Below are 24979 nucleotides of genomic sequence, written 5' to 3'. Positions count from 1 at the left end.
TGATCAGGCGCGCTCCGCAAGCCTGCCCGCAAGGTAACTGGGTGTATCACCGTTATACGTTTTCTTTTGCAGGTAGGTCAGGAACTTGTCGCGGAAGCCATCAATGACGGAATTGATCACACTATCGCGCGCGACCAGGGCTTCGGCCCAGGCCCGGATTTTCGGATAACCCGCCAGATAATCTTCGCCCAGCGCCTCTTCGACAATCAGAAGGCGGGTAAAAACGGGGGCCCAGGCGGCATCAATCAGCGAAAATGTATCACCATTAAAAAATGTGCCTTCAATCTGGCCCTCTACCGGCTTGAAACCCTTAATCAGGGCATCCCGATGGGTTTGATACTCTTCCCCGGTTTCAGCCATCATCATGCGATAGGCATTCATCAGCTGATTGCCACCCACTTCGATCCAGGCACGATTTTTTGCCTTTTCAAGCGGATCAGCAGGATGGATCGACGGCGGATTGATTTCATCGAGATATTCGTTGATCACGGCACTTTCAAAAAGGACTTCGCCCTTTTCACGCAGGACCGGCACCTTGCCCAATGGGGAAATTTCCAAAAACCAGTCCGGCTTGTTGGCAAGATCAATATAAGTCAGGTCAAATTCGACATTTTTTTCAAGAAGCGTGATAACTGATCGCTGAACAAAAGGGCACAGATCAAAGCTGATCAGTTCGGGTTTGCCGGTGGCTATCATCGGGCTTTCCTATTTGTTGCATCATCCAATAAATCCGATACTGCCATTAAAATAGAAAAAGAACGACTATTCGCCAATCACGGCAACAAATATCGCGTCGTGCAACGCCTAAACGCGCCACATGTTTACACCGTTAACAACTATTAATAACCTACAGGTGAATATAAAGCACTACGCTTTTTACGGGCCTAATTTAACAGGGAAAAGCTTGTTTTACGTGGGCCATAAAGGCTGGATGACTTTACGCCATAACGTCGCTGAATTTGGTCAAAAACGCCATTGCGACGCAATTCGTTCAGCGCCTGACGCCAAGGCAACACCACCGTTTCCGGGGTTTTCGCCGAAAATGCCAAGTAAAAGTCGTATTTTCCCAAGGGCAAAGCCGCCTTGACTTCCGATGGCGACACGCCCAGTTGGCGACTTTGGCTAGTCACCACAAGGTCCACCGTTTCCCACAGCGAAATGCGCCCACTTAACAACATTTTCAGGCCCGTATTCGGGGCATAAAGCGGCATCACATTTTTAAATCCTAGCGCACGCAAGGCCCGCTCGGATGCACTTCCCGCATTTACCCCGATAGCAGGTACATTGCGCGCATCCTCCATCGACTGGATATGGAGGGGACTGTCTGCTAATTGATAAAAAGCCGTTTCACTGTGCGTGATCGGGCCAACCCACTTAAATTCGTGCTCGCGTTCAGGTATCCTGACCATTGAAAACGCGGCAGTATAGGGATCACGGTCAAGTATCGAAAGAACCCGCTTCCAGGGCATCATCTCGAATTTTCCGTTATGACCGACCAAACGGGCCATCGCCGATACGACTTCGGCCCCAATGCCCGTAAACCCGTCTTCTGTAAGATAATTAAAAGGTGGCAGGTTCTCGGTATAAATACGAACCGATCTCGCCGCACCTATGTAACCTTCTTCACTGACATGGCCCGCCGCCTGCTGCGCAGATGCAAAAACCGGGGCACATAATAAAAAAGCAAGCGCGATGACCAAACTGACAACGCGGGTTCCAAGACCCAAGCCACTGTAAGACATCAATTAAATACCATGTCTTAAATATTGCACTGGGCTAAAAGGGAAATCTGTCTGGCGCATATCGAGTGTACTCCCAAATATGTGCTTTCAGGAAATTCAACCCGAAAAACACTATTCGCAACAAAAATACCTCGTACTCCCAAGGACTTGTTGATTGCCAGCAACGCCAAACATCATCTACTCTACTTGGCTTGCAATACTGAAAACAACAGGACCAATTTCAACGAATAAAATCACCGCGCAATTGTTCTCATCTTAAAGCATCACAAGCAGACAAAGATCAGGAAGCGTCTTTATTTTTTTTACTCAATAGTGAACGCCGGACTAAACTTTGTCCGCCGTCACTATACTATCGTTTTATTGCCACTATCGCCGACTATACCGGCCTTTAACTCGAAAAAAAGTCAACAATAGTTGAGCATGAAAAAGACTTATAACGAAAAAATTCGACATTCAACCAAAAAATTTCGCGGTGCGTTTATTTCGCGCCAAACGAGAACTTTAACCAAATCAACCCTTGCCCCTTTCACTATCCAGGACGATGGAAATGGCAAATGATAGCCGTGCCACGACGTTACCCGTCCTGAGCCCCGCCCTTGGCGAACGCATCCGGCATGTTGTCGATATGTTTGATCGAAAAAAAGACGCCGCAGAGGTCGCCGGTGTGATCCCGGAACAATTAAATCGCTGGTGCCAGGCAAAATCCGAACCGCGATTTATCGGCATTGCCCGCCTTGCCAAGGCAAAAGCCGTGCGACTTGAATGGATCGTTACGGGCGAAGGGCCGGTTTACATTCATGCCGGACAATCCCTGTCTTCCCCTCCCCATCCGCAGCAAGACGCGGCGGAAAATAGCACTTATCCGGCGCACCACGGTCCCGTGGAGCTAACGCGCCAACACACCCAAGACTTGCAAGTGGACCTGGCAGAAGACCACCTGGATACGACAGAGGTATCCGCGCAAAAAAAAAGATCGTACCAGACAAAAAAAACGCACAATTCGCGTGTTTTGGAAAACAGCTCAACCGAAATAATATTTAGCAACTACAGTTTGCTGTCCGCCATTATTACCGGCTTTCTGATGGCAGAAGGCGTTGATAACGCAGGCAGGATCACCCAGAGCATTCTGGCAACCTATCGCGATATCATACATGTGCTTGGACATGAGCCTGAACAGGATGAAACCGGCAATCTGATTGCCCAGATCGTTTCGGCCATTATCCGCCAGCATGCTGCTGCCCCCCATCGCGACCCCACGGAAACCTAGCGATTTGGCCGACACCCTACAGTGGGGCAAAACCAGGCCAGACTTCCTCGGAGCCCCCTAGCGGAGCCCCGAGAGCCCAGAGCCATTCATCACGGCAAAACACAGCCGGCATGCAACCAGCATCAAGCATCGGCGCGCTATTTCAAAGCGCGGCTGGATCAGCCACATCATCAATCATAAGCTGCACGCCTTCCCGGCCCTGCCATGTATCGCGGCGCAAATGCCCCAAAACATGCAACGGTCGCCCGCCATGACGCAGCAATCTCTGGCCCATGTCATTATCCAGGCAGCGAAAGGCAATGGCTTTCAAACGTCCCTTGCCGTTGCTACCCGTTAAAATGCACCGCACATGATCCGCACCAACCACATCGGCCTTCACAATCCGGCACTCGGTAAACACAAAACGCGGTTCGGCATTGCCTGCCCCAAACGGGCCCATGCGTTCAAGCGCATCAATCAATTCAACCGTTGCCCCCATTGCATGAAGGGCACCGTCAACCGTCATGGTCGGGCGAATATTGTTTTCGGCAATCAGGCGGGCAAAGCGGCTTTCCAGGAAATCTTCAAATTCGGCACGTTTTTCCGGCTCCAGGGTAAAGCCCGCCGCCATACCATGCCCACCCCCATTAACAAGCAACCCTGCCTGACGGGCCGCAATAATCGCCGCCCCCAGGTCGATACCCCGCACGGACCGGGCAGACCCCTTATAAACACCATCGACCTGCCCCATAACAAGGGCGGGAACGTGATAGCGGTCCTTCAGGCGGCTGGCGACGATGCCAATCACACCTGGATGCCAGTCTTCCCCCCCGACCAGCACCATCGCCCCGATGCGGTCTTTTTCCTCCACCATGCGAATGGCTTGATCAAGGACATAATCCTCAATCGTTTTACGCTCACGGTTAAATTCATCAAGCCGGACGGCAATGGCGCGCGCCCTGGCATCATCATCCCCTGACAACAGGGCCGTGCCCAGCCCGGCCTCGCCAACACGGCCACCGGCATTCACCCGCGGCCCCAACACAAAACCAAGATGATAGGCGCTGGGCAGTTCGTTCACCCCGCCAACATCGGCCAGGGCGGAAATTCCGCAATTGCTCCGCTGGCGCATGACCTTAAGGCCCTGGGTCACAAACGCGCGGTTCAACCCGCGTAACGGCACAACGTCGCAAACCGTGCCCAATGCCACCAAATCAAGCCACACGCGCAAATCAGGCGGGCGGATCGTACGTTTCTGAAAAAAGCCGCTTTCGCGCAATGTCCGGCACAGCGCCACCGCCAGCAAAAACGCCACACCAACTGCACATAAATCACCCATGCCGCTATCATCATCCAGCCGGTTGGGATTAACCACCGCAACGGCCTGTGGCAATTCCGGTTCGGCAGCGTGATGGTCCACGACAATCACGTCCAGGCCGGCATTGGCCACCTCGGCCAGCGGGGCATAGGCGGTCACACCACAGTCAACCGTCAGCACCAGCCCCGCCCCACGCCGTTTAAGGTCCAGCAAGGCTGGCGCATTGGGGCCATATCCTTCTTTCAGACGATCAGGAATATGGACTTCGACATCCTGGCCCAGCGCACGAAACACCCGCACCAGCAACGCTGTGCTGGTCGCACCATCAACGTCATAATCGCCAAACAGGGCAATTTTTTCGTTATTTTCCAGCGCGGCAACAATGCGCCCCACCGCCTTGTCCATATCGCGCAGGGAGGACGGGTCCGGCATCAAATCCCGCAGGGTGGGTGTCAAAAAGCTGGCGGCATCATCAAGGCCAATGCCACGGGCCGCCATCACCCGACCGACAATATCGGGCACCCCAAATCGCTGCGATAATGTGACGGCCAAACGGTCATCGACTTCGCGCTGACGCCACCATTTGCCGGTAACGGAAAGCTCGATGCCCAAAAAGGTTGTTTCACTGGATTGCTGTGCTGTCATGACGCCATTGGATAGCGCAAAGAGACGCATCCTCAAACCCCGAAATACGCATTGGGGGCTGCAAAATCCGCTTGCCTGTCACGCAACACGCCCAAAAGAACCTCTGCCAAAGCCCGGGTTTCACGCCTGCAACGTCACACCACCCAGCCTTCACCACACCCTGCCCCTGTCTCCACTTCATCTTTTGGGCGCTAAATGGCTGGCAAAAATTGATCACAGGGCCACCATTTTCATAATTTCAGGGCGAGTCTTAAATTCACTGAAACTTTAAAAATCCAGTCTTGGGTGACACAGATATTCAAATATTCACCCCATCCGGATCCTAACCCGCCTGTTTTCCAGTATAGTATTCACAATACCTTCAGGCCGTGTATTTTTTAATATTGTCGTTTCCCGACAAAAAACCGCCACATTTTCAAAGGCGAATCACAGATGTTACTTGTGATAAATCCGTCCGTGTGAGAAATTCCAATCAATATCAAAAAGTGGCGAACCGCCACAGACGGTAAAAAGCCGTCATATTCCACACGGGATCACGAGGCCTGTAAAATGAAGAAGTCCGCACGTCGCGGTCTTACTGCGATCTGTATGCTGGGAGGAATTTTCTCCCTGCCTTTTGTCATGTTTTCACCGATGATGTTTGATTCACCGGGTTCGGAAAACAATATCTATCTGCATCTGCTGTTTGGCAGTGTACTGCTATTTCCCCTGATGTCTTTTTGCGGTGCCTTTTTTCCCTGGCTGTTACGAAGATGGGAATGGTCCGCCTGGTTTTTTCTATTGCCGTTTTTCGGCACCGGCTTTGTGATTTTTTCGGCAACACTTTTGCAAGTCAAATGCAACGGCAATTTTGCCTGTGTCAGCTGATGTGACCGATATATCATGGCCAAAATCACCAAAGGCCCGCCGGTTTGGCGGGCCTTTGGCTTTTTAAATGTCTGCCCAATGCGGTGATCAGGCAACAGCTGCCTGAAGCGACTTCATATCGATCACAAACCGATATTTGACATCGGATTTCTGCATGCGTTCATAGGCCGTGTTGATAGTGGCCATATCGATCATTTCAACATCGGATGTGATGTTGTGTTCCGCACAGAAATCGAGCATTTCCTGCGTTTCCTTGATACCGCCAATCAATGAACCGGCAATACGTTTGCGGCCCAAAATCAGCCCGGCGCCGTGGAAACCTTCCAGCGGTTCGACCGCACCGACAATCACCATCGTCGCATCACGTTTCAAAAGACCGATATACGGGTTCAGGTCATGCTTGACGGGGATGGTATTCAGCAAAAAGTCAAAGCTGCCCGCATGGGCAGTCATCGCATCCTCGTCCTTTGAAACAAGAACTTCATGCGCCCCAAGACGCTTGGCATCTTCGCCCTTGGCAACCGATGTCGTGATCATCACAACATGTGCACCCAGCGCGGCAGCGAATTTAACGCCCATATGGCCGAGGCCACCAAGCCCGACCACACCAACCTTGTCGCCTTTTTTCACATTCCACTGGCGCAGCGGCGACCAGGTTGTGATACCGGCACACAAAAGCGGCGCAACCGCCTTGGTATCCAAGTTGTCAGAAATGCGCAGAACGAATTTTTCGTTCACAACCACCTTGCCGGAATATCCACCAAAGGTCTGACCTCCCAGCACTTTGTCTTCGCCATTATAGGTGCCGGTCATACCGTTTTCACAATATTGTTCCAGCCCTTCCTCGCACGACGGACAGGACTGACAGCTATCAACCATACAGCCCACACCCACCAGATCACCCGGCTTGAAACCTTTGACATGGGCGCCAACATCGGTCACACGACCCACAATTTCATGCCCCGGCACCACCGGATACATGGCAATACCCCAATCATTGCGCGCCATATGCAAATCGGAATGGCAAACACCGCAATAATCAATCTCGATGGCAACGTCATGCGCACCGGTTTGACGACGTTCAATCGTCAACGGCTCCAGATCGGACGTTGCGGATTTGGCACCATAAGCAGCAACCTGCATTTCTCTCTCCGTCAATAGAGTGATTAATCAGTCAATTTTATGGCAAAAAAACAGTCACGCCTTGATACCGTCCCAGAACACGTCAAAACTGCGATGGATATGTTTGCCGATTTCAACGGCATCAAGATTTTGCCGTCGCAAGAAATCAACTGCGACACAAATCTGCACTGTTGAAAGTTCGCAAATATAATCCACCGGTAATTCAACCAGTTCCCGGGCGGCGACACCTTCCCGCATTTTTTCGACTTTCAGTTCAAAAATCGCATCGGCCTGCTCCAGTGCCGCGGCACTGAGAACACGGGCGGCTTTCAGCAAATTTGAGACCTCATGCCCCAGCGGATTACGCAAAGCCCATTGAATATAGCCCTGCCAGATGCCAAACATGACCTCTTTTACCGACATTTCCCGACCAAGACTGGCAAGCACATGTTCGGCAATATCCTGTTTGATTGCCAGATAAACACTGTCAATCAACTGCTGTTTGGTTGGAAAATAATTAAACAGCGTCCCGTTTGACACACCGGCTTCCGCTGCAAGTTTTGCCGTGGAAACCGATATGCCATCGCGGGCAAACAGCTTGATTGCCGTATCGATCAGATGTGCCTGCTTGTCTTTCATGTCACCTGATATACTCAAAAATGACTGATCAGTCAATCAAACGATATTCTCGTCTGCTGCAATCATCGCCAAGCCATGTGCGACCGACAGGAAAGGCTGGCCAATTTCAACCCGTTCTTTGCCAAACCCGTCTTCAAACAGGCGGCGTACAGCTGGCACATAAGATGTACCGCCGGTCATGAAGACTTTTGAAATATCAGAAGCCTGCAACCCTGCCTGATCAAGGCAGTCTTTGGCGGCCTTCTCAATGTCGGCAATATCGGGGCTGATCCAGCTTTCAAAATCGGCACGGGTCAGTTTTTCGTCAATTTCAACGCCATTATGTTTGAATTGCAGCCGCGTTTCCCCTTCGGACGACAATTCAGCCTTGGCCTTGGACACCGACTGATACAGGAAAAAGCCCAGTTCATCCTCGATAATGGTGACAAGATCGGCAATATCGTCGGCACTTTCTGCGGTGCGAATAATGGCCTGCAAATCGGTCATGGTACGCTGGTTGTGCATCATCGACAGGTAATGCCAGCGGGCAAAGGCAGTGTAATATTGCCGTGGAACCGGCAAAGTACCGCCCATTGCCCGGTAATTGGTGCCAAAGCCCAAACGCGGCCAAATGGCATTCTGGATGATGCGATAGTCAAAACTGTCGCCTGCAATGCCAAGACCCGTATGGGCCAGCGCCTTGACACCGGCTACCCCTTTGCCTGGTTCAAACCGAATGACTGAAAAGTCACTGGTACCCCCGCCAAAGTCGGCAACCAAAACGGTTTCGGGCCGGTCCAGTGTCCGCCCATAATAATAGGACGCGGCCAGGGGTTCATACACCATTGCCTCGACCTCAAAACCCGCCTGCTCATAGGATGCGCGCAAGCGCGCCTCGGCAAAGGCATTGTCGGGGCGGGCACCGGCAAAGGCAACCGGACGGCCGGAAATAACCCGGCGCCCCAAATGCCCCAGCTGGTTTTCGGCGTTATGGTGGATCTGATTTAAAAACAGCGAAATCAGGTCTTCAAGCGAGAAGGCATTGCCAAAAATTTCCGTGCCTTCAAAATCCTTGGCGGCCAGATAGGATTTGATCGACTGGATCAGTCGGCAGTCCTGGCTTTCGCGCTGATATTCCTCGATCGCAAAGGGACCGGAACAGCTGCGCAGTTGCGGCATCGAACCCGCAACACGAATATCCTGTTCCTGCCAAAGGTACAAAATGGTGCGATAGGTATCAAAATGGGAATTGCCGACGTCAAAGCTGGCGGATTGCACATTTCCTGCTTCGTCCGCCACGGCAAGAACAGAATTGGTGGTGCCAAAATCCATTGCGATTATTTCGGACATGCGTGCAACCTTTCCAAACTGTTAAAATAGCGGTCCCCGCGCAAGGGGGCGAAGGATGTAACCCAGCTTGATGGGCACTGCAACAAAAATCCGCAGCACCAGAATCACCCGGTACTGCGGAAGATGATGAACCGTCAGAAAAAAGCTGCGCACGCATTGATGATGCAAACAACGCTTTTATTAAAAAACGTCAGACATTTTTATCCGGTGAGGAAAAGGCCATATGCGGCACGGAGCCTTTGTTCCCCGCGTCGCCGGCAGGTTCCGGGCGGGCAGACCGGCCACCGCGCCACAAACGGGGTGATGCCAGAAACACCAACAGTAACGCGATAAAAGGCACCGCCAAACGCTGGAACAGGGCATGAAGATCCATCCCCACATCACTCACAATCCAGGCTGCCGTGCCCATAAAAGTCAGCAGATAAAACCAGAAACCCAGCATCGACATGCGCATCATGAAAAAACCGGCCAGAAAAAGACCGGCCCCGGCCAGCGCATAAAAACTTGACGCCCCCAGCATAATCAACCAGATACCACCGGCAAAAATCGGCATACCAACACACAGGATTACAATCGCCAGGGCGATAACAGCCCAATAGCCGATCCCCCGGCGGGAAGCAGCCCGTTCTTCGTTGCTCGTGTCCATAACCTTTTGTCCCATTAACGGGTTTATTAAAAAGATTTTGAAACAAAACGCCGGGAAAACTGGAAAGGTTCCACATATTATTGCGAGAACGCGTATTATTGCCGCACAATTCAAATAAACGGCGGATTCCTGCCATAAAAAATGGGGTGCCGCAGCACCCCATTGATGTTCAGTCAAATCGCCAAGATAAAAAAGGCGAAAAAAGCTGATTATTTATACCAGACCTTGCGGCTGAAATCGTGAACGGCACGAATATACCGCACGGTACCGCTCTGGCTGCGCATCACGATTGATTCGGTTTCAGCCCCCTGGGCAAAACGGCGCACACCGCGCAGCATGGCCCCGTCGGTCACACCGGTGGCGGCAAACATGACATTGCCCTTGGCAAGTTCCATCAGGGTATATTTACGGTTCAAATCCTCGATACCCCATTTATGGGCACGGGCAACTTCATCATCGTTGCGGAACAACAAACGGCCCTGGAACTGCCCGCCAATGCAACGCAGTGCGGCAGCCGCCAGCACACCTTCCGGTGCCCCACCAGTTCCCATATAAATATCGATACCCGAAGTTTTTTGCGAGGTCGCAATTACGCCGGCCACGTCGCCATCATCGATTAACATGATACGCGCGCCCGCTTCGCGGGTCTTGGCGATCAGTTCTTCATGGCGCGGACGGTTCAGGATACAAGCCACCAGGTCGGAAACATCGCAACCTTTGGCCTGGGCCAGGCTTTTCAGGTTTTCACCCGCCGTTGCGTCAAGGTCAATCACGTCATCGGGCAGGCCACCGCCAACGGCAATTTTCTGCATATAGGTATCAGGCGCGTTCAAAAAGCCGCCCTTTTCCGCCATTGCCACTACAGCCAGCGAGTTCGGACCGCCGGTTGCACAAATGGTGGTGCCTTCAAGCGGGTCCAGCGCGATATCGATTTCCGGGCCTTCGCCGCTGCCAACTTCTTCACCGATATAAAGCATCGGCGCTTCGTCGCGCTCGCCTTCGCCAATCACGACTGTGCCGCGAATATCAAGGCTGTTCAGCGCATTGCGCATGGCATCGACTGCGGCCTGGTCCGCAGCCTTTTCATCGCCGCGTCCCATCAACCCCGAGCAGGCCAGTGCAGCTGCTTCGGTGACGCGTACTGTTTCAAGCGCAAGATTTCGATCCATATCTTCCGTCCTTGTCTGTTGGTGCGGGGTCTGGGGGCCCCGTCTCATTCTTCCCGGTAGGCGTACTTCTTTGGTTTTCCCAAAGTTATGACGCCCCGCTGGTGTAAACCTGCGGGGCGCATATGTCTTTTTTTTGTTTTGTTACGACGCGAAATTTTCAATACGCATCAAAACCGGCGGCTGCGAATTGCTTTCAAAGGCGGTAATCTCCGCCAGCGCCTCAAGCATCGATCCTTCGTTGGTTTCGTGGGTGATGAAAACCACCGGCACAACACCGCCTTCGGTTTCCGCCCGGCCCTGCTGGATCATGGACGCCATCGAAACACCATTACGCGCCAGTGCTGCGGTCACTTCGGCCATCACACCCGGCCGATCCCAAACCATCAGGCGTAAATAATAAGCCCCGATATGCTTTTCGATTGGCGCGCGTACATTCTTTTTAAGGCGTTCCGCCGCAACACCAAAAACCGGCGTTTTGCGACCTGCGGCAATGTCTACCAGGTCGGCAACAACGGCCGATGCTGTCGGGCGTTCCCCTGCACCGCGCCCCTGCAAAATCACCGGGCCGACATAATCGCCTTCCAGGGCAACGGCGTTAAAAACGCCTTCGACCTTGGAAATCTGGGTGGTGCGATCCACCAGCACTGGCGAAACGCGCTGTTCAATGCCTTCGGCGGTCTGCTTTGCGATACCCAGCAATTTGATGCGATAGCCCAATTCTTCGGCCATATGGATATCCAGGGCAGAAACACAGCGAATGCCTTCAACGGCAATGGCATCAAAATCAACCTCAACGCCAAAGGCCAGGCTGGTCAAAATCGCCAGCTTATGCGCCGCATCAATGCCATCCACGTCAAAGCTGGGATCGGCCTCGGCATAGCCCAGCTTTTGGGCTTCGGCCAGAACATCGGTAAAATCGCGGCCCTGTTCACGCATGGTCGTCAGGATATAGTTGCATGTCCCGTTCAAAATACCGGTCACACGCGACACCACATTACCCGACAAGCCTTCGCGCAGGGCCTTGATTACGGGGATGCCACCAGCAACAGCGGCCTCATAGGCGATGGTGACATTATTGGCATCCGCAATGCGGGCCAGTTCCACACCATGCAGGGCAATCAGGGCCTTGTTGGCCGTCACAACGTGCTTGCCCGCCTCAAGCGCGATTTTACACAATTCATAGGCTATGCCATCGGAACCGCCAATGGTTTCGACAATCACGTCAACATTGGCATCCTGTGCAAGATCGCGGGCATCTTCGTACCAGGTCAGCCCATCGGTTGAAAAACCACGGTCCCGAGTTCGATCGCGCGCCGATACTGCTGTCACAATCATCGGAGACCCGGAACGGTCCGTCAGATTGTCTCTATGTTCACTCAGCAGTTTAACGGTTCCGGCACCGACCGTACCCAGGCCTGCCACACCGATTTTAACGACGTTTTGCACGATAACTCCTCATGCCGTAGTTGGTTTTCCGACATATGCCAAAGACCACAAAACCAGCCTTTGCGCACACAAAATTTCGCCCGGGACATGTCCCAGGCGAAACACACAATGCTTTATCGGATATCAGACGGTTTTCTTCAACAGTTCCCGTGCAGATTCTGCATCAGGACATTTCTGAAAGAACTGTTTGATATTGCGATTGGCCTGGCGGATGCGGTGTTTGTTTTCCACCAGGGCAATACGCACATGGCGATCGCCATATTCGCCAAAGCCAAGGCCCGGTGCCACAGCCACCCCGGCTTCCTGCAATAACAGCTTGGAAAAATCAAGCGATCCCAAATCGGCAAACTGATCCGGAATCGGCGCCCAGGCAAACATGGTCGCCTGCGGCGAGGGCACATTCCACCCTGCGGACTGCATACCTTCAATGAAAATATCGCGCCGTTCGCGGTACAGATTGCGAAATTCATCCACACAATCCTGCGGGCCGTTCAACGCCGCCGTTGCCGCCACCTGCACCGGGGTAAATGCCCCATAATCCAGATAGGATTTAATGCGTGTCAGCGCATTGATCAGCTTTTTATTACCGGTGGCAAAACCGATACGCCACCCCGCCATCGAATAGGTTTTCGACAGTGAATAAAATTCAACGGCAATTTCCTTGGCCCGCGGAACCTGCAAAATCGAGGGCGGCGGATTGCCATCGAAATAGATTTCGGAATAGGCGATATCCGACAGAATATAAATTTCATGCTCGCAGCAGAAATCGACCACTTCCTGATAGAAATTGAGATCAACCGTCAACGCCGTCGGATTGGCCGGGAAGTTCAACACCACCGCACTGGGCTTGGGCACGGAATGTTTTACCGCCCGGTGAAGCTGCTCCATAAAGCTTTCGGCATTAAAGGTGCCCTGATCATCATGCCCGATGGGAATATGCCGCAATGCGGCCCCGGCAATGATGAAACCAAAAGCATGAATCGGATAGCTGGGGTTCGGCACCAAAATGATATCACCCGGGCTGGTGATGGCAGCGGCCAGGTTGGCAAGCCCTTCCTTGGAGCCAATAGTAACAACGGTTTCGGTTTCCGGGTCCACATCCACGCCAAAACGACGGCCATAATAGGCCGCCAGTGCCTTGCGCAAACCAGGAATACCACGCGACATGGAATAGCCATGCGTGCGCGGGTTTTGCACCGTTTCCACCAGTTTATCAACAATATGCTGCGGTGTGGCCGGGTCCGGGTTGCCCATGCCAAAATCGATAATATCCTCCCCCGCTCGCCGCGCCGCCGCCTTCATCGCATTGACTTCAGCGAAGACATATGGCGGCAAACGTTTTACGCGGTGAAATTCAGAGGACATTATCCTGTATCCTTCTCAAACTCGTCTTTCGCAATTTTATGCGAAAAAGACGACCTCTTGGTGAAAAAAATTGCGCGCCACCCGGCTAAATCCAGGTGGCGCGCCGTACAATTCGAAGGATGTACCTTTTTTACGCTCAATAATCCATAAAGATTTCAACACGGCGGTTTCCGGCTTCACCGGCCGGAACCCCTTCAAAATAGCGGGGATCAGACGCCCCTTCGGCCGAAACATAAACAGCCTCAGGGTTAACACCGAGTGCCAGCAACTGATTGATCACCGCCGAGGCACGACGTTCGGAAATCATACGGTTGGCTTTTTCATGTTCAGCCAATGACATGTTCTCGGTCTTGGATGACGCATGACCAATCACCATCACATGGGCGTTGCGATGTTTTTTCCAGGCAAGCGACACCTTGCGCAACACACCAACATCAACAGAAGACAATTTTGCCGACCCATAAGCAAACTGGATTTGCGCCACCTGCGATTTCGCGTTTGCTGCCGCAAGCTGATCAACCGCCTTGACCCCAAGACGCGATGCCAGCAATTCATCAGGCGTTTCACCAAGCTGACTTACTGCCGGACCATTGCCATTAAGGGCCGGTGCCGGTGGCACACCATCCTGCAGCTGGCTTTCATCAACCTTGACCGATCCGTTATCGCTATACATCGAATAATCAAAATCGCCCGATGCCTTGTTGCCTGTGCCTGATGGCATCGGTGTGCGGTCAAACTGCCCCTCGCCTTCGGCAAGGCGGCTTTTATACTGGCTCATGACCGGGTCTTCGGCCGGTGCTGCAGAGTTGGCAGATGAGGCCGGAGCAGACGTGGCCGGGGACGGGCTTGATGAAACCTTGCCCGGTACAGGCGGTTCGGCCTGCAATTTTTTCGGCGCCAGATTGGGCGCTGCCGGAACCGGCGGTGCATCCTGCAAGGTTGCCTTGCTTTCGGCCCGTGCTGCCTGTTCAGCCCCGGTTTCGCCAGCAGCAGGGGCAACATCCTTTGCCGTCAAATTCGGCGCTGCGGGAATATCGGCCGGTTTGGGAGCCGAAGCAGACTGTTCCGCAGCCTTGGCATTCCATTGATCAACAATACGCGAACCGCTCGGCGATGGCTCCACCTTGGAAAGCGGCGTTACCTTCAACTCTGCCGGTTTGGGTTCGGGCATGGATTTGGCAGGAGCAGGCAGTGTTTCAGCCGTATTTGCGGCCGATTGCATCGCCCCGGCAGTTGCGGAATTTGCGCCGCGCGCCTGTTGACCGCCACTTGCGGCAGACGACGTTACCGATTTGGTGCCAGTCGTGCCAGACTGCCCCGGTGCTGTCGTATAACGGGCATTGGCGCGGTCTGCCGCCAGGCCCGCCAACAGCGTTTGGCGTTCGCCTTCATCCGCCACGACCGGACGGTCGGGGGTATCGGCAAGACGGGGATAATCCTTATCCTGACCGGGAATCGGCTCCTGTGATTTTTCCGGCCCCTCCTGCCCGGAAAACGCATCGCCAATATTTTTGCCCCATTCGACGGGATTGATGGCATCAGGCACCGACGAACAGGCCCCCAGCATCAAGATCACGGCCAATGCTGACCCTGCTTTAAGAAGGCCGCGCAAGCCCGGCTGTTTATGCCCGGCGCGCAAAGTCCGTTTCGAGACACCCATTGATATTCTTAGCTCCAATAATAAAAAACCGCGTGCAAATGATCTGCGACAAACACGTCATGTTATATTTCTTGTATCATCCCCTCGTGGCACGTTAGGCTGCGAAAGTCTAAGGATATGATATGCTTGGGATCAAGCAGTGTTTCAACCAACGTGCCGATTATGACGGGCGATATCATAAAGGAAGGCGCCATGACCGATCAACAGGCCAGCGAAACCGGAAATCCTCATCCCGACCCCGAAGAGCTCTCGGCCACGATGGCCGAAATTGCCGAAAGGAGCCAGCGTCTTGTTGCGGATTTTCTGGCACGCCAGGCCGAAGACCCAGAAATCGCCGATCCCGACCCGTTAAATATCGGTTCTGCCTTCATGGAACTGTGCACGCATATGATGCAAAACCCGACCAAACTGGTCGAGGCACAGATGCAACTTTGGCAGAATTACATGCAGTTGTGGCAGAATACCACGCTACGCATGCTGGGCCAGGATGCCGACCCCATTGTGACCCCACCCAAAGGCGACCGTCGTTTTCGCGACGAAGCCTGGCAGGACAACGAGGTTTTTGACTACATCAAACAGTCCTATCTTTTGTCGTCGCAGTGGATTCAAGGGCTGGTCCATGATGTGGACGGGCTGGATGAAAAAACTGCCCAGAAGGTGGATTTTTATACCCGCCAGTTCGTCGATGCCATTTCGCCAACCAATTTTTTGATGACCAACCCGGAAGTTTTGCGCGCGACCGTCGAATCGGGTGGGGAAAATCTGGTCAAGGGTTTGCAAAACCTGCTTGATGATCTGGAACGTGGCAAAGGCAAACTGCAAATCAAGATGACCGATCTTAATGCCTTTAAGGTTGGCGAAAATGTTGCCACGACACCGGGTGCCGTTATTGGCAAAACCGACCTGATGGAATTGCTGCAATATACGCCATCGACCGACAAGGTTGCCAAACGCCCGCTGATGATTATTCCGCCCTGGATCAACAAATATTACATTCTGGATTTGCGACCGGAAAATTCCTTCATCAAATGGGCCGTGGACCAGGGCCACACCGTTTTTGTCCTGTCCTGGGTCAACCCCGATAGCGAACTGGCGGAAAAATCCTTCTCCGATTACGCCAAGGAAGGCGTTCTGGCCGCCCTTGACATGATCAAGGAAGCCACCGGCGAAGATGAAGTCAATGCCATTGGCTATTGCCTGGGCGGCACCCTGCTTGCCTCTGTCTTGGCTTATATGGCAAAAACGAAGGACGAGCGTATTAAATCGGCGACCTTCTTTACCACCCTGACCGATTTTGAAAAACCCGGCGAGCTTTCTGTTTTTGTTGATGAAGAACAGATCGAAAGCCTGGAACATCGCATGGAAAAGGAAGGATATCTCGACGGTCGCGATATGGCGACATCCTTTAACATGCTGCGCGCCAATGACCTGATCTGGTCGTTTGTCGTTAACAATTACATGCTGGGCAAAGACCCCTTCCCGTTTGATCTGCTGTACTGGAATTCGGATTCCACCCGGATGCCCAAGGCCATGCACAGTTTTTATCTGCGCAACATGTACCAGAAAAACCTGCTGCGCGAGCCGGGTGGCATCAGCATTCTTGGCGAACGCATTGACCTGCGCGATATTAAAATTCCGGTTTATTTCCTTTCCACCCGCGAAGACCATATCGCACCGTGGAAGGCCACCTATGCCGGAACCCAGTTAATGTCCGGACAGGTGAAATTCGTCCTTTCGGCGTCTGGTCATATTGCGGGTGTGGTCAACCCGCCAGCAGCGAATAAATATTGCCACTGGACCTATAACCGCAACCCGGCCGACCCGGATCAATGGCTGGAAAAAGCCACCCAGCATGACGGTTCCTGGTGGACCGACTGGCAAAACTGGATCAGCCGGCGCAGCGGCGGCCAGATCGATGCCCGCAAACCGGGTGATGGCGACCGCAAAGTTATCGGCCCGGCACCGGGTGAATATGTAAAGGTTCGCCTGTAAACGACGCGACGGGCAGCAAAACATCGACATAAAATCAAAAAAGCGGCTGGATTTCACAATCCAGTCGCTTTTTTGATTTAACAATGAAACCTTGATCCCGTTAAACAACAATTGGACCCAGGCATGACCACAACCATCGGCTTTCTCGGTGCCGGACGCATGGCGAGTGCCATGATCGGCTGTCTGATCGACAAGGGCTTTGATATTCGCGTCTGGAATCGCAGCGGCGAGAAACTGGCACCGCTCGTCGCACTGGGGGCAACAGCATGCGCCAGCCCGGCCGAAACAGTCGAAGGATGCCGTTATGTCATATCCTTTATGGCCGATGATGTGGCGTCGCGTGCCGTTTGGCTGGGTGATGACGGCGCGCTTGACGCAATTGAACCGGGTACAATTGCGATCGAATGCTCCACCCTGTCCCATGCCTATGTGCTGGAACTGGCCGACATTATGGAGGCCCAAAACATCCCCTATATCGACGCGCCCGTCACAGCCGTGCCCGAACAGGTGGCACGGGGGGAAACCGTGTTTCTGATTGGGGCGGAGCTGGCTGTTCTGGACCGTGCCCGCCCGGTATTGGAGGCTGTTGCCAGCAAGATCATTCATTTTGGCCCGACCGGCAGCGGCACGGTTTACAAACTGATGAACAACCTTTTGGGTGCCGTGCATATCGCTGCTGCCGCCGAACTGGTGGCAATTGCCCAAAAGGCCGGGCTGAATGGTGAACAGGTAGCCCAGACTTTTCTGGAAGGCCCGCTTGCCAGCGGCCCGGCCAAGCTGACATTGCCGGGCATGATCAGCGGCAACCACCATGAGGGCATTCATTTTACCACCGCCCTTCGCGCCAAGGATGCCGGTTATGCCATGCAACTGGCACAGGAAATGCGACAGGCCGTGCCGGTGGGCAATGCCGCCTGTTCGGTTTTTGAACACGCCACCGATGCCGGACTGGGCGACCTTGCACAAAGTGCAATCATTGACATCCTGATGCCTCGCAGGGCCTGACATCAAAATAAAACACCCGCCTGACCATCGAAGGTCAGGCGGGTGTCAAAATGCCACCTCGAACAAAACCCGGTCGAGAAGCTCAGTTTTGCGCGGTTTCCTGTTGCTGTTGCTTTTCGGCCTTTTCCGCCTTCGCAGCCTCTTCCTGCGCCTTTAAAAGCGGCTCGTACCGTTTGTCGGTCAGGGTTTTCAGGAAGGCAACAAGGGCATTAACGCGACGGGTATCCAGCGCATCACCCTTTTCAAGCTCGGTCAATGAAATGGTTTCGGGGACCTCAGGCGCGGCCCACGGCTTATGGGTTTCATTGTTGATCTTTGCCGCGTTGGACCGGCTATTATATTTGTTATAAAACCGGATCACGGTTTTAAGGTCATGAAACACGCCATTGTGCATATAAGGGCCAGTCACCGCGACATTGCGCAGCGACGGCACCTTGTATTTGCCCTTAAAGGACGGGTCGTTAATGGCGGGGTTATCCAGCAGGCCATTATCAACAAAATTCGGGTCACTACCATCGGCCTCGCGCTGGGCGCGGTTCTGCGGCACACCGATATTGTGATACTGATAATTGGTGAAGGTTTCGCCCTCCGCCCCGGAGGCCTTCAACTGGTGGCACTGGTTGCAATTGGTAAATTGCTGGGAAAAGAACAGCACCCGGCCCAGTTCCTCGGCCGGGGTCATTTTATATTCCCCGCGCAGCCAGCGGTCATATTTGGAATCAAACGGCGTGAACTGATCGGTCTTTTCAAAGGCGGCGATGGCCTGGGTCATGGCCTGAAAGGCCGCGTCATCATCATCCCAGATATTCTGATCAAACAGCACCTTGAAGGCTTCAACGTAATCGGGGTCTTCCTTAAGACGGTCCACAACATCATGGGCACTGGGCATGCCCATTTCAGCCGGGTTCAACGGCGGGCCGCCTGCCTGTGCCGCCAGGTCCTTTGCCCGTCCATCCCAAAACTGGCCGCCCACGGGAATGCCATCCTTGGTAATGTGAAATTCGGGCGACAGGCTGGCATAAGCCGCCATTGGTGCATTACGATCGCCAAAGGATGCGCCATCATCGCCCAACGAAAATGACCCGTTGGCATTGGTTCCGCGCGGATCGCGAAAGGCCGTAGCCGGATCATGGCAGGTAGCACAGGCCTGGGTCCGGTTTTTTGAAATATTGGTATCAAAAAACAGCGATTCGCCCAATTCAGCCAATGTCTTAAACGGCACGTCCCCGCCTGATGCAACCGGATTGGACGAACTTGCGGGTTTATCGGCGGCCTGTACGGAATGCGTCGCACCAGCAAGGGCAAAAACAAACAGGCCACAGCCCAGGGCCGTTGCCGACAGGCGCAAAAACCGCGCGGCAACCGGGCGAAACGGCTGAAATGAAGGGGCATTAAAATACATGATGGGACTTTCAGACACTGTACGACCGCAAATCATTCTGAATTGCTTTCTACAGTTCCTGTCTGTGCGATTCCTTGATAAAGGTCAAGCCCGATCGCGAAGAAAGCAGTGGGCCAATACTCTGGCCTTTGCCCTTACACCGCCACAGAACGACGACGCCGACGCAAAAGCGGCAGCAATTGCACGGCGATAATCGCCACCAAAATCAGGCCGCACCCGGCATATTCAACAGGATCCAGGCGTTCACCCAAAAATATCGCCCCGGCGATGGCAGCAAAGACGGCTTCGGCACTCATGATAATCGCGGCATCGGCGGCTTCGGTGTAATTTTGCGCCACACATTGCAGGGTAAAGGCCAAACCGGCCGACATGAGACCGGCATATAAAATCTCGAACCCGGCCCCATAAACCGATTGTAGGCTGAAATCCTCGGTCATGGCACCCATGACAACACCCAAAACACCGGTAACAAAAAACTGGACCATTGCAACCGTTAACGGCGCGCGGGTCCGTTGCGCCATAATACCCACCAGCACCACCTGTGCCGCCCAGAAAAGCGCGCTGCTCATGACCCAGAAATCGCCCTCGCCCAAGGCGGAAAGATTGCCACCGCTGAGCATATAGGTGCCCGCAACACACAAAACCCCACCCGGCCATACCGCCCAATGCGGCACAATGCGAAACACCAGCAAGGCCAAGATTGGCACGGTCGGCACATAAAACGCCGTCAGGAACGCCGCATTGGTCACGGTTGTATCGATAATGCCAATTTGCTGCAGAATAGAGGCCAAAAACATCGCAAGGCCCGTTGCCAGCAGGCCGATTTTATCGCGGCGCGAAAACCTGTAACCGGCGACATAAAGGCGCGAAATTTCACGCAGAGCAAAGGGCAGCACCGCAATGGTACCGAGCAAAAACCGGATGCCGGTAAAATAGAACGGACCGATACTGTCCATGCTGGTCTGTTGCACAACAAAGGTCGTGCCCCAGATCAGGGCGACAAAAACGATAATGCCATTGGCCTGCCAGCGCGTCATAAAAGGTTCCGATACCCACGATCACATCAATAAAAACGGCACATAAACAAAGCGATACATTTCCATGCCGGAAACATATCGCTTTGATAAAAAGGGTTATGCCCCAGCCCTAATCATCCGGCAAGGACACAATCGCCTGACCCGAGGCAATATCGGTGCGGTAAACATTTGCAAGGGCGGCATAACGGTCCGCCGAAATCTTGAAAAATTCGATTTCTTCCTGGGCCAGGTCACGGACCTTGCGCGCGGGCACACCGGCCCATAATTGCCCCGCCGGTATGCGCTTGCCCGGTGCCAAAAGCGCCCCTGCCCCCAGCATCGCCCCCTGTTCAATGACACAGCCATCCATCACCGTTGCCGACATGCCCACAAAGGAGCGATCCTCCAGCGTACAGGCATGAATAACAGCCGAATGCCCGATGGTGACATCATCGCCGATATAGGTGCCAAACTTGTCCTTGGCGACATGCACCATCGTTAGGTCCTGGATATTGGTGCGCGCGCCAATGCGAATTTCATGCACATCACCGCGAATAACACAGCCAAACCAGATCCCGGTTTCCGGGCCAATTTCCACATCGCCAATGATTGTGGCATTGGGCGCAATAAAGGCGGTTTCATCAATCACGGGCACGGCATCGCGATATTTCAGGATCGTTGGCATAATCTGTCTGGTCCCTGCTGGTTGGGAAAGGAATGACAGGAAGCTTAACGGCTTCGCACGAACAAGGGAACAGTCTGCATTCCCCGACCCTACCAACAGGTCAGGAATAACTAGCCCTGACGTGCCACCGGGCGGGCAAACCGCTTGGCCCCGAACACACAGGCAATTACCGCCATTGTAACCAAGACCATTGCCTGATCGACATTTTCCGACAAGATGACCGCCGCCAGCATCATGCCGAAAAACGGTTGCAGCAATTGCAATTGCCCCACCGCGCCGATACCGCCCAAGGCCAGGCCGCGATACCATAGTAAAAAGCCAACAATGCTGCTAAAAATCGCAACATATGCCAGCGACCACCACGAGGCAGCATCGATCGATGCAAAACTGGCTGGCATGGTGAGAAACAGCAACACCAGCATCACCGGCAATGCGGCCACCAGGGCCCAACAAATGACCTGCCAGCCGCCCATCTTGCGCGAAAGCGTCGCCCCCTCGGCGTAGCCAAGACCACAGACGACGATGGCACATAACATCAGCAAATCACCCGCCAGCGCACCATTCACGCCATTGCGGAGGGCATAACCACAAATCAGCGCACTGCCCAATCCGCTAAACAGCCAAAAAACCGGGCGTAACCGTTCGCCGCCGCGCAACACGCCAAATATGGCGGTTGAAAGCGGTAGCAGACCAATAAAAATCACCGAATGCGCGGCGGTGATATATTGCAACGCCAGCGCGGTTAGCAGCGGAAACCCCACCACAGTGCCCAACGAAACAAGCAGCAGCGACGATACCTCGCGCCGTCCCGGCCAGGCCTGACGGGTCAGCAACAAAATTGCGGCCGCCATTGCCCCGGCCAAAACCGCACGCGCCACGGTTAAAAATATCGGGTCAAACCCCGCCATTGCCAAACGGGTGGCTGGCAGCGACCCGCTAAAAACCAGCATTCCCAAAAACCCGAAAATCCAGCCCTGTGTTGTGCGGTTCATCATGACCTCCTTCTGCATAAGCACAGAAGCAGCATTCGCTTGCCGCACGCAAATGCGCCAGACATAATACCAATACAATTTTGACAAACTGTATTGGTATTATTGGAAGTACAAATGGCGCAAATTCCGGCTTCGCCGCCCAAAACTGACCGTGCCGACAGCCTTGTAAATCAGGTAATGGCCCATATTCGCCAGCGCATCGGCAATCGCAGCCTGGTGGCCGGAGCGCGTATTCCCTCCATTCGGCAAAGTGCGGAAACAATGGGGGTGTCAAAATCCACCGTTGTCGATGCCTATGACCGGCTGGTGGCGGAAGGCACCCTTATCTCGCGCCGGGGATCAGGATTTTTTGTTGCCGGGCAAACGGCCCCCTTGTCGATTGCGCAACTGGCCCCGAAACTCGACCGCGCGATTGACCCATTCTGGGTGTCGCGACAATCGCTTAACAGTGACGATGCCGTGTTAAAACCCGGCTGCGGCTGGCTACCACCCGACTGGATGCCAAATGATGCCATTCGCCGCGCCCTGCGCCATTTGGCACGCGGCCCTGATGCCACCATTACGGATTACGCCACCCCGCTGGGCCTGCTTCCGTTGCGGGACCATCTGGCACGGCGCATGGCCGAACATGGCATCACCCCGGCCCCGGGCCAGATCATGTTAACGGAATCGGGCACCCAGGCGATTGACCTTTTATGTCGTTTGCTAATTGAACCGGGCGATACGGTTTTTGTCGATGACCCGTGTTATTTCAACTTTCATGCCCTGTTTCACGCCCATCGCGCCCACATTATCGCCATTCCCTTTTTGGCCGACGGGCCGGATATGGCCGCCTTTGAGCACGCGGCAGAACAAAACCGACCGCGCCTTTATGTTACCAATTCCGGCCTGCATAACCCGACGGGGGCCAGCCTGTCGCCGGTCAAGGCGCACCGGCTGCTTAAAATATGTGAAAAACACAATATCACGATTATCGAGGATGATATTTTCGCCGATTTTGAAACCAGCCCCGCCCCGCGCCTGGCCGCCTTTGACGGGCTGGAAAATGTTGTTCATATCGGCAGTTTTTCCAAAACCCTGTCGGCATCCATCCGCTGCGGATATATCGCGACCAACCCCGATTGGATCGACAAATTGCTGGATTTGAAAATCGCTACCAGCTTTGGCGGCGGCAATCTGTCATCGGCACTGGTATTGTCGGTTTTACGTGACGGGTCCTATCGCAAACATATGGAACATGTCCGCCAACGCCTGGCCCGCGCCATGACGGACTGCGCCAGCCAATTGGATGTACTTGGCATTACCCCGGTTACACCGCCCGGTGCGGGCATGTTTTTATGGGCCCGCCTGCCCCATGATATGGATGCTGCCAATCTCGCCCATGCCGCGCTGAAACAGAATATCATTCTCGCCCCGGGCAATGTTTTCAGCCTGTCAAAATCGGCGGGCAGCCTGATGCGGTTTAACGTCACCCAGTCGCTTCATCCGCGTATTCTGGCCTTTTTGAACCATGAAATCACCCGCGCGGCAGGTTGCTAAACGGGCGTAAAAAGACAAAAAACGCGCCGGATCCAACAATCCGGCGCGTTTATCATATAATCATATTTAAACCCGATTACGGGAAAAGCGGTTCCAGCTCAAGGCCCATCGTTTCGGGCAGGCCCATCATGACATTCATGTTCTGCACCGCCTGTCCCGACGCCCCCTTCATCAGGTTGTCTTCAACCCCAACGATAATCACACGGCCCGGCACCCGGTCCTTGACCACGCCAAACATCACAAAGTTTGATCCACGAACATGGCGGGTTTGCGGGGTGGTGCCAAAGGGCAGAACACGTACAAACGGCTCACCTTCATAACGTTTGACCAATGCCTCGTGGATCTGTTCGGGCGTAACACCATCGGCCAGCTTGACATAGATGCTTTCCAGGATACCGCGGCTCATCGGCATAAGATGCGGCGAGAAATTGACGATCACGTCATCGCCGGCAGCCCAGGACAACCCCTGTTCGATTTCCGGTGCATGGCGGTGCCCGCCGGTAGCATAGGCATGGATGCCTTCGGTAATTTCGGCAAACAAAATGCCTTCCTTGGGCGACCGACCCGCTCCGGTCACGCCGGATTTCGCATCAATGATGATGTCTTCCGACAGGATCAGTTTCTGTTCCAAAAGCGGCGTCAGGCTTAATTGTGCCGGGGTCGGATAACAGCCCGGATTGGCCACAACCCGTGCCTTGGCAACCTTTTCGCGATGCAGCTCGGTCAGGCCATAAACCACTTCTTTTTGCAAATCCTGGGCGGCATGTTCAGCCCCGTACCATTCCTTGTAGGTCGCGGCGTCAAACAGCCGGAAGTCAGCTGAGAGATCAACCACTTTGACATGCTGCGGCAAACCGGCAATGACGGCCTGTGTCGTGCCATGCGGCAGGGCACAGAAAATCAGATCAACGCCGTTCCAGTCAGCTTCATCAATACGAATCATAGTGGGCAAGTTCAAATGGGCCAGGTGGGGAAACACCTCGCCAAAGGGACGCCCGGCGCGTCGGTCTGCGGTCAACAGGACGATTTCGGCAGCGGCATGGTGCGCAAGAATGCGAACCAGTTCCGCCCCGGTATATCCGCTGGCACCGAGAATTCCGACTTTAACCTTGACGTCGCTCATTTCAAATCTTGCTCCTTAAATGGCAAAGTGA

21 protein-coding genes are annotated in these 24979 nt (G+C 53.9%); 5 read left to right on the top strand and 16 right to left on the bottom strand.

Features of this window, described 5'->3' with window-relative positions; all coding sequences use genetic code 11:
- Positions 1-3 precede the first annotated feature (3 nt).
- Both LF95_RS06190 and LF95_RS06185 read right to left on the bottom strand, forming a co-directional pair.
- Entirely contained in the window at positions 4-696 is a 693-nt protein-coding gene (locus LF95_RS06190) for a glutathione S-transferase family protein (protein WP_073954146.1), read from the bottom strand.
- A gap of 188 nt (positions 697-884) precedes the next feature.
- Entirely contained in the window at positions 885-1742 is an 858-nt protein-coding gene (locus LF95_RS06185; RefSeq protein WP_073954145.1) for a substrate-binding periplasmic protein, read from the bottom strand.
- 547 nt (positions 1743-2289) lie between these two features.
- On the opposite strand from LF95_RS06185, the gene LF95_RS06180 reads away from it, so the two are divergent.
- The gene (locus tag LF95_RS06180) at positions 2290-3009 is read left to right on the top strand and encodes a hypothetical protein (RefSeq protein WP_073954144.1); all 720 of its coding nucleotides are present in this window, start codon (positions 2290-2292) and stop codon (positions 3007-3009) included.
- A 142-nt stretch (positions 3010-3151) separates the two neighbouring features.
- Here LF95_RS06180 and recJ read toward each other — a convergent pair whose 3' ends face one another.
- Positions 3152-4981 (bottom strand): single-stranded-DNA-specific exonuclease RecJ, encoded by a 1830-nt coding sequence (recJ, locus tag LF95_RS06175; protein ID WP_083607529.1) that lies wholly within the window; start codon positions 4979-4981, stop codon positions 3152-3154.
- Between the two features lie 519 nt (positions 4982-5500).
- On the opposite strand from recJ, the gene LF95_RS06170 reads away from it, so the two are divergent.
- Entirely contained in the window at positions 5501-5818 is a 318-nt protein-coding gene (locus tag LF95_RS06170; protein ID WP_143181953.1) for a hypothetical protein, read from the top strand.
- An 87-nt stretch (positions 5819-5905) separates the two neighbouring features.
- On the opposite strand, the gene LF95_RS06165 is transcribed toward LF95_RS06170, so the two are convergent.
- The 8 genes from LF95_RS06165 to LF95_RS06130 all read right to left on the bottom strand — a co-directional run bounded on the left by LF95_RS06165 (position 5906) and on the right by LF95_RS06130 (position 15194).
- Complete coding sequence (locus tag LF95_RS06165; RefSeq protein WP_073954141.1) at positions 5906-6961, bottom strand: NAD(P)-dependent alcohol dehydrogenase; 1056 nt, start codon at positions 6959-6961, stop codon at positions 5906-5908.
- A gap of 54 nt (positions 6962-7015) precedes the next feature.
- Positions 7016-7579: a TetR/AcrR family transcriptional regulator gene (locus LF95_RS06160; protein WP_073954140.1), complete on the bottom strand. Its 564-nt coding sequence runs from the start codon at positions 7577-7579 to the stop codon at positions 7016-7018.
- A 36-nt stretch (positions 7580-7615) separates the two neighbouring features.
- Positions 7616-8908, bottom strand: coding sequence for an Hsp70 family protein (locus LF95_RS06155; protein WP_073954139.1), 1293 nt, complete (start codon positions 8906-8908; stop codon positions 7616-7618).
- Between the two features lie 190 nt (positions 8909-9098).
- Positions 9099-9554, bottom strand: coding sequence for a hypothetical protein (locus tag LF95_RS06150; RefSeq protein ID WP_073954138.1), 456 nt, complete (start codon positions 9552-9554; stop codon positions 9099-9101).
- Positions 9555-9763: 209 nt separating this feature from the next.
- Positions 9764-10723: a class II fructose-bisphosphatase gene (gene glpX / locus LF95_RS06145; RefSeq protein ID WP_073954137.1), complete on the bottom strand. Its 960-nt coding sequence runs from the start codon at positions 10721-10723 to the stop codon at positions 9764-9766.
- Between the two features lie 141 nt (positions 10724-10864).
- On the bottom strand, positions 10865-12169 hold the full coding sequence (locus tag LF95_RS06140) for a homoserine dehydrogenase (RefSeq protein WP_073954136.1): 1305 nt from the start codon (positions 12167-12169) through the stop codon (positions 10865-10867).
- A 123-nt stretch (positions 12170-12292) separates the two neighbouring features.
- Positions 12293-13534 carry an LL-diaminopimelate aminotransferase gene (locus LF95_RS06135; protein WP_073954135.1) on the bottom strand — a complete coding sequence of 414 codons (1242 nt, stop codon included), beginning with the start codon at positions 13532-13534 and terminating at the stop codon, positions 12293-12295.
- 136 nt (positions 13535-13670) lie between these two features.
- Complete coding sequence (locus LF95_RS06130; RefSeq protein WP_073954134.1) at positions 13671-15194, bottom strand: OmpA family protein; 1524 nt, start codon at positions 15192-15194, stop codon at positions 13671-13673.
- A 192-nt stretch (positions 15195-15386) separates the two neighbouring features.
- On the opposite strand from LF95_RS06130, the gene LF95_RS06125 reads away from it, so the two are divergent.
- Together LF95_RS06125 and LF95_RS06120 are read left to right on the top strand one after the other, a co-directional pair.
- Positions 15387-17186 (top strand): PHA/PHB synthase family protein, encoded by a 1800-nt coding sequence (locus tag LF95_RS06125; protein WP_073954881.1) that lies wholly within the window; start codon positions 15387-15389, stop codon positions 17184-17186.
- A gap of 123 nt (positions 17187-17309) precedes the next feature.
- The gene (locus LF95_RS06120) at positions 17310-18191 is read left to right on the top strand and encodes an NAD(P)-dependent oxidoreductase (protein ID WP_073954133.1); all 882 of its coding nucleotides are present in this window, start codon (positions 17310-17312) and stop codon (positions 18189-18191) included.
- Between the two features lie 82 nt (positions 18192-18273).
- Here the strand turns inward: LF95_RS06120 and LF95_RS06115 are convergent, their stop codons facing one another.
- The 4 genes from LF95_RS06115 to LF95_RS06100 form a co-directional block, all read right to left on the bottom strand.
- Complete coding sequence (locus LF95_RS06115) at positions 18274-19611, bottom strand: cytochrome-c peroxidase (RefSeq protein ID WP_252509669.1); 1338 nt, start codon at positions 19609-19611, stop codon at positions 18274-18276.
- A 116-nt stretch (positions 19612-19727) separates the two neighbouring features.
- Positions 19728-20630 carry a DMT family transporter gene (locus LF95_RS06110; protein ID WP_073954132.1) on the bottom strand — a complete coding sequence of 301 codons (903 nt, stop codon included), beginning with the start codon at positions 20628-20630 and terminating at the stop codon, positions 19728-19730.
- Positions 20631-20739: 109 nt separating this feature from the next.
- Complete coding sequence (locus tag LF95_RS06105) at positions 20740-21294, bottom strand: gamma carbonic anhydrase family protein (protein WP_073954131.1); 555 nt, start codon at positions 21292-21294, stop codon at positions 20740-20742.
- Positions 21295-21404: 110 nt separating this feature from the next.
- Positions 21405-22286 carry a DMT family transporter gene (locus tag LF95_RS06100; protein ID WP_073954130.1) on the bottom strand — a complete coding sequence of 294 codons (882 nt, stop codon included), beginning with the start codon at positions 22284-22286 and terminating at the stop codon, positions 21405-21407.
- A 114-nt stretch (positions 22287-22400) separates the two neighbouring features.
- Between LF95_RS06100 and LF95_RS06095 the strand changes: the two genes are divergently transcribed.
- Entirely contained in the window at positions 22401-23825 is a 1425-nt protein-coding gene (locus LF95_RS06095) for an aminotransferase-like domain-containing protein (protein WP_073954129.1), read from the top strand.
- A 76-nt stretch (positions 23826-23901) separates the two neighbouring features.
- On the opposite strand, the gene argC is transcribed toward LF95_RS06095, so the two are convergent.
- Positions 23902-24948, bottom strand: coding sequence for an N-acetyl-gamma-glutamyl-phosphate reductase (argC, locus tag LF95_RS06090; RefSeq protein WP_073954128.1), 1047 nt, complete (start codon positions 24946-24948; stop codon positions 23902-23904).
- Positions 24949-24979: the final 31 nt, after the last annotated feature.

Origin of the sequence: Thalassospira sp. TSL5-1 (genome assembly GCF_001907695.1) — a bacterium.
Lineage (GTDB): Bacteria > Pseudomonadota > Alphaproteobacteria > Rhodospirillales > Thalassospiraceae > Thalassospira.
This window is presented reverse-complemented; position numbering and strand designations above follow the sequence as displayed.

Excerpts from the sequence above, each read along its gene's own strand:
- LF95_RS06190 (WP_073954146.1), bottom strand. The coding sequence starts at position 696 with ATGATAGCCACCGGCAAACCCGAACTGATCAGCTTTGATCTGTGCCCT.
- LF95_RS06185 (WP_073954145.1), bottom strand. The coding sequence starts at position 1,742 with ATGTCTTACAGTGGCTTGGGTCTTGGAACCCGCGTTGTCAGTTTGGTC.
- LF95_RS06180 (WP_073954144.1), top strand. The coding sequence starts at position 2,290 with ATGGCAAATGATAGCCGTGCCACGACGTTACCCGTCCTGAGCCCCGCC.
- recJ (WP_083607529.1), bottom strand. The coding sequence starts at position 4,981 with ATGCGTCTCTTTGCGCTATCCAATGGCGTCATGACAGCACAGCAATCC.
- LF95_RS06170 (WP_143181953.1), top strand. The coding sequence starts at position 5,501 with ATGAAGAAGTCCGCACGTCGCGGTCTTACTGCGATCTGTATGCTGGGA.
- LF95_RS06165 (WP_073954141.1), bottom strand. The coding sequence starts at position 6,961 with ATGCAGGTTGCTGCTTATGGTGCCAAATCCGCAACGTCCGATCTGGAG.
- LF95_RS06160 (WP_073954140.1), bottom strand. The coding sequence starts at position 7,579 with ATGAAAGACAAGCAGGCACATCTGATCGATACGGCAATCAAGCTGTTT.
- LF95_RS06155 (WP_073954139.1), bottom strand. The coding sequence starts at position 8,908 with ATGTCCGAAATAATCGCAATGGATTTTGGCACCACCAATTCTGTTCTT.
- LF95_RS06150 (WP_073954138.1), bottom strand. The coding sequence starts at position 9,554 with ATGGACACGAGCAACGAAGAACGGGCTGCTTCCCGCCGGGGGATCGGC.
- glpX (WP_073954137.1), bottom strand. The coding sequence starts at position 10,723 with ATGGATCGAAATCTTGCGCTTGAAACAGTACGCGTCACCGAAGCAGCT.
- LF95_RS06135 (WP_073954135.1), bottom strand. The coding sequence starts at position 13,534 with ATGTCCTCTGAATTTCACCGCGTAAAACGTTTGCCGCCATATGTCTTC.
- LF95_RS06130 (WP_073954134.1), bottom strand. The coding sequence starts at position 15,194 with ATGGGTGTCTCGAAACGGACTTTGCGCGCCGGGCATAAACAGCCGGGC.
- LF95_RS06125 (WP_073954881.1), top strand. The coding sequence starts at position 15,387 with ATGACCGATCAACAGGCCAGCGAAACCGGAAATCCTCATCCCGACCCC.
- LF95_RS06120 (WP_073954133.1), top strand. The coding sequence starts at position 17,310 with ATGACCACAACCATCGGCTTTCTCGGTGCCGGACGCATGGCGAGTGCC.
- LF95_RS06110 (WP_073954132.1), bottom strand. The coding sequence starts at position 20,630 with ATGACGCGCTGGCAGGCCAATGGCATTATCGTTTTTGTCGCCCTGATC.
- LF95_RS06105 (WP_073954131.1), bottom strand. The coding sequence starts at position 21,294 with ATGCCAACGATCCTGAAATATCGCGATGCCGTGCCCGTGATTGATGAA.
- LF95_RS06100 (WP_073954130.1), bottom strand. The coding sequence starts at position 22,286 with ATGAACCGCACAACACAGGGCTGGATTTTCGGGTTTTTGGGAATGCTG.
- LF95_RS06095 (WP_073954129.1), top strand. The coding sequence starts at position 22,401 with ATGGCGCAAATTCCGGCTTCGCCGCCCAAAACTGACCGTGCCGACAGC.
- argC (WP_073954128.1), bottom strand. The coding sequence starts at position 24,948 with ATGAGCGACGTCAAGGTTAAAGTCGGAATTCTCGGTGCCAGCGGATAT.